At 62.2% G+C, this 11,933-nt stretch carries 13 protein-coding genes; 10 read left to right on the forward strand and 3 right to left on the reverse strand.

Annotated features, from left to right (window positions below; translation table 11 throughout):
* Window positions 1–123 precede the first annotated feature (123 nt).
* From mtgA to AC07Y0_RS21735, 4 genes are all read left to right on the forward strand, one after another.
* The gene (gene mtgA / locus AC07Y0_RS21720) at window positions 124–795 is read left to right on the forward strand and encodes a monofunctional biosynthetic peptidoglycan transglycosylase (RefSeq protein ID WP_498680305.1); all 672 of its coding nucleotides are present in this window, start codon (window positions 124–126) and stop codon (window positions 793–795) included.
* Between the two features lie 77 nt (window positions 796–872).
* Window positions 873–1,520 carry a glutathione S-transferase family protein gene (locus AC07Y0_RS21725; protein ID WP_498679712.1) on the forward strand — a complete coding sequence of 216 codons (648 nt, stop codon included), beginning with the start codon at window positions 873–875 and terminating at the stop codon, window positions 1,518–1,520.
* Between the two features lie 160 nt (window positions 1,521–1,680).
* Entirely contained in the window at window positions 1,681–1,866 is a 186-nt protein-coding gene (gene rpmF, locus AC07Y0_RS21730; RefSeq protein WP_028737195.1) for a 50S ribosomal protein L32, read from the forward strand.
* Window positions 1,867–2,001: 135 nt separating this feature from the next.
* Window positions 2,002–2,406: a hypothetical protein gene (locus AC07Y0_RS21735; protein WP_498680306.1), complete on the forward strand. Its 405-nt coding sequence runs from the start codon at window positions 2,002–2,004 to the stop codon at window positions 2,404–2,406.
* 85 nt (window positions 2,407–2,491) lie between these two features.
* On the opposite strand, the gene phaR is transcribed toward AC07Y0_RS21735, so the two are convergent.
* On the reverse strand, window positions 2,492–3,067 hold the full coding sequence (gene phaR / locus AC07Y0_RS21740; protein WP_498679713.1) for a polyhydroxyalkanoate synthesis repressor PhaR: 576 nt from the start codon (window positions 3,065–3,067) through the stop codon (window positions 2,492–2,494).
* Between the two features lie 228 nt (window positions 3,068–3,295).
* Between phaR and AC07Y0_RS21745 the strand changes: the two genes are divergently transcribed.
* Both AC07Y0_RS21745 and AC07Y0_RS21750 read left to right on the forward strand, forming a co-directional pair.
* The gene (locus AC07Y0_RS21745) at window positions 3,296–4,477 is read left to right on the forward strand and encodes an acetyl-CoA C-acetyltransferase (RefSeq protein ID WP_498679714.1); all 1,182 of its coding nucleotides are present in this window, start codon (window positions 3,296–3,298) and stop codon (window positions 4,475–4,477) included.
* 142 nt (window positions 4,478–4,619) lie between these two features.
* Window positions 4,620–5,345, forward strand: a complete 726-nt coding sequence (locus tag AC07Y0_RS21750; protein WP_498679715.1) for a beta-ketoacyl-ACP reductase — start codon at window positions 4,620–4,622, stop codon at window positions 5,343–5,345.
* A gap of 297 nt (window positions 5,346–5,642) precedes the next feature.
* On the opposite strand, the gene AC07Y0_RS21755 is transcribed toward AC07Y0_RS21750, so the two are convergent.
* Together AC07Y0_RS21755 and AC07Y0_RS21760 are read right to left on the reverse strand one after the other, a co-directional pair.
* Window positions 5,643–5,897, reverse strand: coding sequence for a YMGG-like glycine zipper-containing protein (locus AC07Y0_RS21755; RefSeq protein WP_498679716.1), 255 nt, complete (start codon window positions 5,895–5,897; stop codon window positions 5,643–5,645).
* Between the two features lie 31 nt (window positions 5,898–5,928).
* A complete protein-coding gene (locus AC07Y0_RS21760) occupies window positions 5,929–6,084 on the reverse strand; it encodes a DUF3309 family protein (protein ID WP_498679717.1) in 156 nt (51 codons plus the stop codon).
* 739 nt (window positions 6,085–6,823) lie between these two features.
* Between AC07Y0_RS21760 and AC07Y0_RS21765 the strand changes: the two genes are divergently transcribed.
* The 4 genes from AC07Y0_RS21765 to AC07Y0_RS21780 all read left to right on the forward strand — a co-directional run bounded on the left by AC07Y0_RS21765 (window position 6,824) and on the right by AC07Y0_RS21780 (window position 11,880).
* A complete protein-coding gene (locus AC07Y0_RS21765; RefSeq protein ID WP_498679718.1) occupies window positions 6,824–9,976 on the forward strand; it encodes a helicase-related protein in 3,153 nt (1,050 codons plus the stop codon).
* A gap of 1 nt (window position 9,977) precedes the next feature.
* Window positions 9,978–10,391, forward strand: a complete 414-nt coding sequence (locus AC07Y0_RS21770) for an RNA-binding S4 domain-containing protein (protein WP_498679719.1) — start codon at window positions 9,978–9,980, stop codon at window positions 10,389–10,391.
* A 192-nt stretch (window positions 10,392–10,583) separates the two neighbouring features.
* The gene (gene fdxA, locus AC07Y0_RS21775) at window positions 10,584–10,922 is read left to right on the forward strand and encodes a ferredoxin FdxA (RefSeq protein ID WP_498679720.1); all 339 of its coding nucleotides are present in this window, start codon (window positions 10,584–10,586) and stop codon (window positions 10,920–10,922) included.
* 388 nt (window positions 10,923–11,310) lie between these two features.
* Window positions 11,311–11,880: a CarD family transcriptional regulator gene (locus AC07Y0_RS21780; RefSeq protein ID WP_028737185.1), complete on the forward strand. Its 570-nt coding sequence runs from the start codon at window positions 11,311–11,313 to the stop codon at window positions 11,878–11,880.
* The last annotated feature ends 53 nt before the right edge of the window (window positions 11,881–11,933 follow it).

The following is an 11,933-nucleotide window of genomic DNA, read 5'->3' on the forward strand; positions in this document are numbered from 1 at the left end:
CTATCGGCCGACAGGCTCGCTAAGAGAAACGATCACTCGCAGACACCAGGCAGATCCTTCTTGGCGGAAAACAGCGATATCGGAGACGAAGACGAGGGCGAGGCGCCAGCGCCGCGCAGGTCCATCGACCTCGCGCGCCGCGTTCTCCGCGTCGTGATTGCCCTTCTGCTCTTGCCCTATGCGCTTGTCCTGCTCTATCGGGTCGATTTCATTCACCCCGTTTCGACGCTGATGCTTGCCGATCTCGTCACCTTCCGGGGCTATGACAGGCGATGGGTCGACTTCGAGACGATCTCGCCGCATCTGGTGCGCGCCGTCATGATGTCCGAGGACGGCCAATTCTGCTCGCACAGGGGCGTCGACTGGGAACAGATGAAGGGCGTGGTCGATGACGCGCTGTCGGGCGAGGCGACCCGCGGCGCCAGCACGATCCCCATGCAGACGGTGAAGAACCTCTATCTGTGGAACAGCCGGTCGATGCTGCGCAAGGGACTGGAGCTGCCGCTGGCGATCGTCGCCGACTTCGTCTGGCCGAAGACGCGGACCATGGAGATCTATCTCAACATCGCCGAGTGGGGTCCGGGCATCTACGGCGTCGAGGCCGCCGCCCGCTATCATTTCAAGACCTCGGCCTCGAAGCTCACGCCGAGCCAGGCGGCGCTGCTGGCCGTCTCCCTGCCCAATCCGATTGAGCGGGTGGCCGGCAAGCCGGGCAAGGGCATGAAGCGTCTGGCGGCCGTGGTCGACCGGCGCGCCAAGCGCTCCGGCGCTTACATCACATGTCTTTATGACTGAGTTTCAAAACTTTGGTTGGTGCGGGCGCCTATCCCGTCCTACTCTTGAGGGACAAGATGCCATTCGGGAGCGCGGCGATGGACCCTTTCATTCTGTATATCGGCAACAAGAACTATTCCTCCTGGTCGTTCCGCCCGTGGATGGCACTGACGGGATGCGGCATTCCCTTCGAGGAACGGCTCATTCCGTTTGATTTCGACGCCGGCAATCCGAAGTTCAAGGAGATCTCGCCGACCGGACGCGTGCCGGTGCTGCACCACGGCAGTCTGAGGGTTTGGGAATCGCTGGCGATCATCGAATATGCGGCGGAGCTCTTCCCCGATGCGGGACTTTGGCCGACCGACAGCGGGGACCGGGCCATGGCGCGGTCGATCTCGATGGAGATGCTTTCGGGCTTCAGGGCGCTGCGCGGTGCCTGCCCGATGAACATGCGCCGGGAGGTTCGCGCCATCGATCTGCCCGAAGGGGTTGCGGACGATGTGGCGCGCATCGAGACGATCTGGCGCGACATGCGGCAGCGTTCGGGCGGCCCTTTCCTGTTCGGCGCCTTCTCCGCCGCCGATGCGATGTATGCCCCCGTGGTCAACCGCTTCAAAGTCTATGACCTGGTCAGGGACGCCGATACCCTCGACTACATGCAGGCGATGGAAAGCCATCCGGCATGGGTCGCCTGGCGGGATGCGGCACTGGCGGAAACATGGATTGTCGCGGAAGATGAGGCTTGAGCCTGCTCTTCGCCTGGCCCGCCTGAAAAAATTGATCTGGGGACTGGTCAAAGCCCTGCGGGGCATGTATAAGCGCGCCAAATTCCGAGATCGAGACAGGTGCTGTTCGGCCTCATCCGGCCGCGGGATCCTGTTTTGCCCGTCATGTGGAGTAAGTAAAATGGCTGTACCGAAAAGAAAAACAAGCCCGTCCAAGCGCGGTATGCGCCGCTCTGCAGACGCGCTGAAGGCTTCGTCCTACGTCGAAGACAAGAACTCCGGCGAACTGCGCCGTCCGCACCATATCGATCTGAAGACCGGTATGTACCGTGGCCGTCAGGTGCTGACGCCCAAGGAAAGCGCATAACATCCGAATATTCGGATGACTTTTTTAAGGCCGGCCTTGTGCCGGCCTTTATTTTTTGGGCGTGTGGTCGTTCAATCTACCTTTCGATCGCCTGCCATCCGGCGGCGATCGCATTCAATGATCCGAGGCCTGCCCATGTTTGCCGCCATACCACTGATGATCCTGCCGCTGGCGCTTTACAATCTCGCCATGCTCGGCCTTTTCGGCGGCGGCGTTCAGGTCCTGGAAAGCCAGCTGCTTTCGCTTTCCATGCTGTCGGGCGCGATCTGGACCCTGTCGCTCGGCGACGTTCTGATCCTGGTTGCGCTGGCTGTGCTGTTCTTCGAAATTCTGAAGGCTACGCTCAACGGCTCCGGCTCGCTGATCAACCACATGCTGTCCATGCTGGTCTTCGTCGCCTTCCTGGTGGAGTTCCTGTTGGTGAGGGGAGCGGCGACGCAGACCTTCTTCATCCTGATGACGGTCGCCTTCATCGATGTCGTCGGCGGCTTCGCCGTATCCATCCGCTCAGCCGGCCGCGATGTCTCGATCGGCCTCTGAGGCCGTTCGCTTCCTGATCCAATGGAAAAGGGCCGGAGTTTTCCCCAGCCCTCGATGATCGAGCGACGTCGTCGGCGACGGTGGGTCAGAGATTGTCGAGCTTGCTCTGCAGCGTGCGCAACTGTTCCTTCAGCTCGTCGATGTCCTTGGCTTCGGCCTTCTTCGGCTCCTTCGGCGGCTGGGCGCCAAGGAATGGCGAGAACATCTGCATGGCCTGGTGGAACATATCGGTGTTGCGCTTCACCTGTTCTTCCATCAGCTGGATCGGCATTTGCAGGTTCTTCGTGAGCGGCGTTTCGCCGAAGGCCTTGGTCATTTGCTCGCGCATCTGGACCTGCTGTTCGGTGAAAGCCTTCATCGAGTGTTCGAGGAAGCTCGGAACGACCATCTGCATCTGGTCGCCGTAGTAGCCGATCAGCTGGCGCAGGAAGGAGATCGGCAGCAGCGTGTTGCCCGTCTTCGACTCCTGCTCAAAAATGATCTGGGTCAGAACCGAATGGGTGATGTCTTCGCCGGACTTGGCGTCCTGGACGGTGAACTCCTCTCCCTTCTTGACCATCTTGGCCAGGTCCTCCAGCGTCACATAGGTGCTGGTGCCCGTATTGTAGAGGCGTCGATTGGCATATTTCTTTATGACGATCTCGCCGTCCGTTTTGGCCATATTCGTCTCCTAACCCCGTTGTTTTTGTGGATTTTTGCTCTTCCCGAAAGAAGTGTAAGCGCAAATCGAGGGTGGTGACAATCTCTTTGTGCGATGCGGCACCCGCGGTTGACGAATGTCAAGCTGTCACAACTAAGGAACGAAACGGCTGACGTTCTTCCTGTTTGACTTCGACCTAAAGCTTTGCCAGTTTCAAGCTCAAAGAAACAAACTCCTGAGGAGGCGTCCATGAGCAGTTCATCCATCGTCATTGCGAGCGCAGCGCGCACGCCGGTCGGCTCGTTCAACGGCGCCTTTGCCAACGTCCCGGCCCACGACCTGGGCGCCGCGGTCATCAAGGAGGTGCTGGAGCGTGCCGGCGTCGACGCAAAGGAAGTCGATGAAGTCATCCTCGGCCAGGTGCTCTCGGCCGGCCAGGGACAGAATCCCGCCCGTCAGGCGGCGATGAAGGCCGGCATACCGCAGGAAGCCACCGCTTGGGGCATGAACCAGCTTTGCGGCTCGGGCCTTCGTGCCGTGGCGCTCGGCATGCAGCAGATCTCGACCGGCGATGCGACGATCATCGTCGCCGGCGGCCAGGAATCCATGTCGATGGCGCCGCATTGCGCGCATCTGAGGGCCGGCACCAAGATGGGCGACCTGAAGATGGTCGATACCATGATCAAGGACGGCCTGACCGATGCCTTCTACGGCTACCACATGGGCACGACCGCCGAGAACGTCGCCCGCCAGTTCCAGCTGACGCGCGACGAGCAGGATGCCTTCGCCGTTGCATCGCAGAACAAGGCCGAGGCCGCGCAGGTGGCCGGCCGCTTCAAGGACGAGATCGTTCCTTTCGTCGTCGCTGGCCGCAAGGGCGACGTGACTGTCGATGCGGACGAATACATTCGTGCCGGAGCCACCCTCGACAGCATGACCAAACTTCGCCCGGCCTTCGACAAGGAAGGCACGGTCACGGCTGGCAACGCGTCCGGCATCAATGACGGCGCAGCCGCAGCCCTGCTGACGAGCGAGGCGGAAGCCTCCCGTCGCGGACTCGTCCCGCTTGTCCGCATAGCGTCCTGGGCGACGGCCGGCGTCGATCCGCAGGTCATGGGCACAGGCCCGATCCCGGCATCGCGCAAGGCGCTGGCGAAGGCCGGCTGGAAGATTTCCGATCTCGACCTCGTCGAGGCCAACGAGGCCTTCGCCGCCCAGGCCTGTGCGGTCAACAAGGACCTCGGCTGGGATACCTCGATCGTCAACGTCAATGGCGGTGCGATCGCCATCGGCCACCCGATCGGTGCATCCGGCGCCCGCATTCTCAACACGCTGGTCTTCGAAATGAAGCGCCGCGGCGCCAAGAAGGGTCTTGCCACGCTCTGCATTGGTGGCGGCATGGGTATCGCCATGTGCCTCGAGGCACTGTGAACTGAAAACGCGGTCTGGAGGAGCATGACGGCACGGGCCGTCATGACCGAGGTCGATCTGCTTGTCACAAACCTGTCCTAACAACGACTCCGTCAGAAGAGTCGGTGGACGATGAAACTGTATATTGAGGGGAGAACAGCACATGAGCAGAGTTGCATTGGTGACGGGTGGAACCCGGGGTATCGGGGCGGCGATTTCGATCGCGCTCAAGGCCGCCGGCTACCGGGTGGCGGCGAACTATGCCGGCAATGACGAGAAGGCCAAGGCCTTCGAGGCCGAAACGGGGATCCATACGTTCAAGTGGGACGTTTCGAACTACCAGTCCTGCGCCGAGGGGATCGCCAAGGTCGAGGCGGAACTCGGCCCGGTCGAAATCCTCGTCAACAATGCCGGCATCACGCGCGATGCCATGTTCCACAAGATGACGCCGGAACAGTGGAACGAAGTGATCAACACCAACCTCACCGGCGTGTTCAACATGACCCATCCGGTGTGGTCCGGCATGCGCGACCGCAATTTCGGCCGAGTCATCACCATCTCCTCGATCAACGGCCAGAAGGGGCAGATGGGTCAGGCCAACTATTCGGCGGCCAAGGCTGGCGATCTCGGCATCACCAAGGCGCTCGCCCAGGAGGGCGCAGCCAAGGGGATCACGGTGAACGCGATCTGCCCGGGCTATATCGGCACGGAGATGGTGCGCGCCATCCCGGAAAAGGTGCTGAACGAGCGGATCATTCCGCAGATCCCGGTCGGGCGTCTCGGCGAGCCGGAGGAGATCGCGCGAATCGTGGTCTTCCTCGCATCCGACGATGCCGGTTTCATCACCGGATCGACGATCTCGGCCAATGGCGGCCAGTTCTTCGTTTGAGCTGAGATAACGGATCAGACTCGAGCCGGCCCTCGGGCCGGCTTTTTCTGCCGTGTGCCAAAAGTTAACATCAGGCCCGTAGCCGGCGGCCGCAGATCCTAATATCCACCGTTTCCTATGGCTAACAGTTTGTTATTCAACAAGATATTGCGGTGAACAAAGCGGGAAAACAGGCGCGTCACCGATTCGTCGCCGATTCGTTCCGGCTTTGGTCGATCTGTTAACGTGACGGTCCAAAACAGCAAAAAACCGCCGGTGGGGGAACCGGCGGCTTTCTGTCGAGGCGCTGTCTGCGACTTAGCGGCAGCGCGCTTCGTAGGTGCGGCCGTAGCGATCGCGATAGACGCAATAGCCCGAACGTTCCTGGGACTGACCGATCAGGGCGCCGGCAGCGCCGCCGACCACTGCGCCGACGGCTGCGCCGCCGACGGAATTGGTGGCTACGCCACCGATGACGGCACCGGTTGCGGCGCCTACGCCGGCACCGCGTTCGGTCGCCGTGCAGGATGCCAGGGGGGCAATCAGGGCAAGGGCAAGAAGGATTTTCTTCATCGTCGGTTTTCCTCTTCGGTTTTGACGGGCGTTAGATCCGGCCCATGAGCAGCAGGATGACAAGAATGAGAACCACGAGGCCCAGGCCACCGGAAGGCGCATAGCCCCAGTTGCGGCTATAGCCCCAATTGGGCAGCGCGCCGATCAGCAGCAATATGACGATGACGATGAGAATTGTGCTCAACATGGTGACCCTCTCCATTCGGGAATGCAAAACCTGGTCTTCTTGTCGCTTCAACGTCGCCGGATGAGAATTGTTCCAACCGTGCCGAAAGGGCAGGCGAAAAGTCCGGATCGAACCCATTGAGAAGCGGCGCGAAGGGGTTGGCGCGCTGGCGGCCAAGGGCGGCGACGACGGACGAGCGGGGATCGAGGAAGCCGGCGATTACCTTGTCCATCTGTCGCTTCTGCTCGACCATCACCAGATGGCCGCAGTCGCCGAACAAGCACGGTCCGCGCGCGCGGGAGAAGCTTCGACAGTCTCCGCTGGTGCGAGGGCGGAACGATGGCGTCGTGGATGCCGCTGATCCATTCGGCATGGGGCGGCGGAAACATCACATCGGTGAACCAGAGTTCCCAGAACGCGTCGGGGGGGGCAGAACGGTTCCACTCCCGATCATGGTTAACCAACGGGACGGAACCCCGTTGGCAAGCCATTGATCCGATTCAGCATTTTGTGTCGATTCTCGACAGGCCGCCGAGATGTAGCCGTGAACAAATCCTGAATCGCCCGGAGTCAGCGATTCGTCGCTGATTCGTTCCCAGCATGTTCCGTGGGTTAACGGCGGGCCGCTGACCTCCGCTTTTGGGGGAATTCCTGCGGCCGAGGAGCGGGAATCGGGCTCACCTGTCACGGATGGCTTGCCTTTGTCGGCAATCGTCGCCATGTGTGGGGCAAGCTCGCCGACCGCCACCAGCCGCGGTCGATGACCCCTTGCAGCGCGGAGCCATCATTGAATTCGCAACCCATGATCCTGAGCGGCCGCGGCGTCACGGCTGTGCTGGGGCCGACCAATACCGGCAAGACCCATTACGCCATCGACCGTATGGTGGCGCATGGCTCGGGCATCATCGGCCTGCCGCTGCGCCTGCTGGCGCGCGAGGTCTATGGACGGCTCGTCGAGCGCGTCGGTGTCTCGCAGGTGGCCCTGGTGACCGGCGAGGAAAAGATCGCGCCGCCGGGCGCCCGCTTTTCTGTCTGCACCGTGGAGGCCATGCCGCGCGAGACCAAAGCCTCGTTCGTGGCGATCGACGAGATCCAGCTGGCCGGCGATCTGGAACGCGGCCACATCTTCACCGACCGCCTTCTGCATCTGCGCGGCCGTGACGAGACGCTGCTGCTCGGCTCGGCCACGATGAAGCCGATCCTGCTGCAACTCCTGCCGGGCATCACCATCATCGAGCGGCCCCGGCTTTCCCAGCTTTTCTATGCCGGCCAGAAGAAGATCACCCGCCTGCCGCAGCGCACGGCGATCGTCGCCTTCTCCGCGGACGAGGTCTATGCGATCGCCGAGCTGATCCGCCGCCAGCGCGGCGGGGCCGCCGTGGTGCTCGGGGCGCTCAGCCCCCGCACCCGCAACGCGCAGGTCGGTCTCTATCAGGAGGGCGACGTCGAATATCTGGTCGCCACCGATGCGATCGGCATGGGCCTCAATCTCGATGTCGACCATGTGGCTTTCGCCCAGGACCGCAAGTTCGACGGCTACCAGTTCCGCAATCTGAATTCCGGCGAGCTCGGCCAGATCGCCGGTCGAGCCGGGCGCCATCTGAAGGACGGTACCTTCGGCGTGACCGGGCGGGTGGATCCGTTCGAGGAAGAACTGGTCGAGCGGCTCGAAGCGCATGAATTCGACAGTGTGAAGGTGCTGCAATGGCGTACTGCGAAGTTCGACTTCTCGTCGATCGGTGCACTGCAGCGTAGCCTCGAGGCGGCGCCGCGCGTCGAAGGGCTGACCAGGGCTTTGCCGGCGATCGACCAGCAGGCGCTGGAATTCCTGGCGCGCTATCCGGAGGTGAGAGACCTTGCCGATACGCCGGCGCGCGTCGAGAAGCTTTGGGAAGCCTGCGCATTGCCCGACTATCGGCGCATCACGCCTGCCCAGCATGCCGACCTGATCCAGAGCCTGTTCTTCGACCTTGTGCGCCATGGTACGGTCAACGAGGATTTCATGGGCGAACAGGTTCGTCGGGCGGACCGAACCGACGGCGAAATCGATACCTTGTCCGCCAGGATTGCCCAGATCCGAACATGGACTTATGTATCGAACCGGCCGGGTTGGCTTGCCGATCCGACACACTGGCAAGAAAAGACACGGGAAATCGAAGACCGATTGTCCGATGCGCTACATGAACGGTTGACGAAACGCTTTGTTGATCGCAGGACATCTGTGCTCATGAAGCGCTTGAGAGAGAATGCGATGTTGGAAGCTGAAATCAGTGTAAACGGCGATGTCTTCGTGGAAGGACATCATGTGGGACAACTCGCCGGTTTCCGGTTCACGCCCATATCGGGGACCGAAGGGCCTGACGCCAAGGCCGTCGAGTCGGCCGCGCACAAAGCGCTCGGGCTCGAGTTCGAGGCCCGCGCCGCGCGTCTCCATGCCGCCGGCAACAGCGATCTGGCGATCAGCGCCGACGGCCTGGTGCGCTGGCTCGGCGATCCGGTGGCGCGTCTCACCGGCAGCGACCACATGCTGCATCCGCGTGTCATCCTGCTGGCCGACGAACAGCTGACCGGCAACGCCCGGGATCACGTCGTCGCCCGTATCGAGCGCTTCGTCAATCATCACATCTCGACGATCCTCAAGCCGCTCGACGATCTGTCTCGCGCCGAGGATCTGCAGGGGCTTGCCAAGGGCCTTGCCTATCAGCTCGTCGAAAACCTCGGCGTGCTGTTCCGCCGCGACGTCTCGGACGACGTCAAGTCGCTAGACCAGGACGCCCGCGCCTCCATGCGGCGATATGGCGTGCGTTTCGGCGCCTACCACATCTTCATGCCCGCACTGCTCAAGCCGGCACCGGCCGAGCTGATCACGCTTCTGTGGGCACTGAAGAACGACGGCCTGGACAAGCCCGGCTATGGCGATCTCATCCCCGTGCTCGCAGCCGGCCGGACCTCGGTCGTCACCGATCCGGGCTTCGAGCGCATGTTCTACAAGCTGGCCGGTTTCCGTTTCCTCGGAAAGCGCGCCGTGCGCATCGACATCCTCGAGCGCCTGGCCGACCTCATCCGTCCGCTCCTTCAGTGGAAGCCGGGTTCGACCCAGCGTCCGGACGGTGCCTATGACGGTCGCCGCTTCACCACGACGACGGCGATGCTGTCCATCCTCGGTGCGACGCCGGACGACATGGAAGAGATCCTCAAGGGTCTCGGCTATCGCGCCGACAGCGTGACCGCCGAGGAAGCCGAAGCATTCCTGGCTGCCCAGACGGCACCGTCCGCATCCGCTGCGGAAAAGCCGGCCGAGGTCTCGGGCGAGCACGGCGATGCCGATGCAGCGCACGAGGAAACCGCCCAGGCAGAAAGCACCGCCGACGAGGCGTCTGTCGCTCCGCAGGCCGTTGCCGAAGAGACGCCTGCTGCGACCGAAGAGACCCCCGCAGCGACGGAAGAGAACGCTGCTCCTGCCGAGGACGCTGCCGTTTCCGGCGAGCCCGCGGTGGAAGATGCGGCTGCCGCCGAGCCGAAGCCGGTGCTGCTGTGGCGTCCGGGCGGCCGTGCCGACAACCAGCGTGGCGCGCGTCCGGCGGGTGACCGCCAGCGTGCCGGCCATCGCGGTCCCAATCGCGCCCCTGCGGAAGGGCAGACCGAAGGCAAGCGCGACGAGCGGCGCCGCGACGGCGAAGGCGGCAAGGGCCGCGACAAGGACGGCGGCCGTGGTGGCCCCGGCCACAAGGGCGACCGTTCGGAGCGTCAGGACCGCGGCGAGCGCAAGGATCGGCCGAACAACCGGCCGGACCGCGACGCAAAGTCGCAGCCCGCCCGCTTCGAGGCAAAGCCGCCGCGCAAGGAGAAGCCGATCGATCCGGATTCGCCCTTTGCCAAGCTTGCCGCTCTCAAGGAGCAGATGAAGAAGTAACATGGACGACAAACGGCCACAGAGCGGTTCGCGCCAGCGCATCGACAAGTGGCTGTTCTTCGCCCGTGTCTCGAAGTCGCGCTCGCTGGCCCAGGAACGCGTGGCGGGCGGCCATGTCCGGATCAACGGCCAGATCGTCCGCCAATCCAGCCATTTGATCGGGCCGGGCGACCGGATCGAGGTTGCGCTGCAAAAGCGCGACATCGTGCTTCTGGTGGTGAAGGCGGGCGAACGCCGCGGACCCTACGAGGAAGCCCGGCTGCTCTACCAGGACATGACCCCGCCGCCGAGCGAAGAAGACAAGCTGGGGCCGCTCGATCAGGCGACGCGCCTGCCCGGTTCGGGGCGTCCGACGAAGAAGGAAAGGCGGGCGATCGACCGGCTGCAACCCGGCGAACCCTGGTCGGACGATTAGAAAACTGTGCGCGCCCGCGGCTATTTTCAGAACTGTTTATCCTTGCTATAGCCCGGATAACACAGTAGCTGACGGTCCTGTCCAGCCGAACCAAACGCGGTCCGCCCATCCTCTGGAATGTGACCGCGTCTGACTGCCCTGTGCGGCGGACCAGAACGTGACCTGCGCAGAAACGAGACCCTGGAGTGCCGCATGACTTATATAGTCACAGATAACTGTATCCGCTGCAAATATACCGATTGCGTCGAAGTCTGCCCGGTCGACTGTTTCTACGAAGGTGAAAATTTCCTCGTCATCCATCCGGACGAGTGCATCGACTGTGGCGTCTGCGAGCCGGAATGCCCGGCCGAGGCGATCAAGCCGGATACCGAGCCGGGTCTCGACAAATGGCTGCAGATCAATACCGAATATGCCAAGATCTGGCCCAACATCACCGTCAAGCGCGATCCCTTGCCGGAAGCCAAGGAAATGGACGGCGTTCCGGGCAAGTTCGACAAGTACTTTTCGACGAAGCCCGGCAGCGGCGACTGATCAGCGCCGCGGGCTTTTCGCCAAGCGCGAATGAGGATGGCCACAAGGCCGGCAGGAAACGCGCCCGACCGGGGCGCGATTGGCCGCATTGTGGCGGCGCAGCAGTAAAATATTGATTTCCTCATATTTTTGTGGTAGCATGATAAAACTGTTCCACTTAGCGGCATTGGTATGCCCTGAACCATCACGAAAGCAAACTCATCGTCCAACGCGGTTACCGTGACACTCGCGACCTGTGCGGTCGTTTTGCTGTTGCGACGATAGGGATGTTTACGTGGCGGCCTGGATCAGGATGGAGTGACCCGACGGTTTCCCCCGTCTCATCCGGGCCTGACCGACCCGGCACCGGCTTGATCGCCGGGAGCATAACAGGGAGTTTTTGAAACGAATGACGACCCAGCAGAAAAAATCTTCGACGCGCCAAGGCTTCAAGACCGGCGAATCGATCGTCTACCCGGCACATGGTGTCGGTATCATCACCGCCATCGAAGAGCAAGAAGTCGCCGGCATGAAGCTCGAGCTTTTCGTGATCGACTTCGAGAAGGACAAGATGCGTCTCAAGGTTCCGGTCGGCAAGGCCGTGAGCATCGGCATGCGCAAGCTTTCCGAGACCGATTTCGTCGAGCGCGCTCTGAAGGTCGTTCAGGGGAAGGCCCGCGTCAAGCGCACCATGTGGTCGCGGCGTGCCCAGGAATATGATGCCAAGATCAATTCCGGTGATCTGATTTCGATCGCCGAAGTGGTCCGCGATCTCTATCGTGCCGAGAATCAGCCGGAGCAGTCCTATTCCGAGCGCCAGCTCTATGAAGCTGCCCTCGACCGTATGGCTCGCGAGATCGCCGCCGTGAACAAGATGTCCGAAACCGAGGCCGTCCGCCTCGTCGAGGTCAATCTTGCCAAGGGCCCGAAGCGCGGCAAGGGTGTTGAAGAGGACGACGCACAGGAAGAAGCCGCGTAAGGCTTTCTTCGGCGCCGTATCGTTCCTTCGTTAAAAAGCCTCCGGTCAGAAAT

Source organism: Allorhizobium sp. GW101-3B10 (assembly GCF_059424725.1).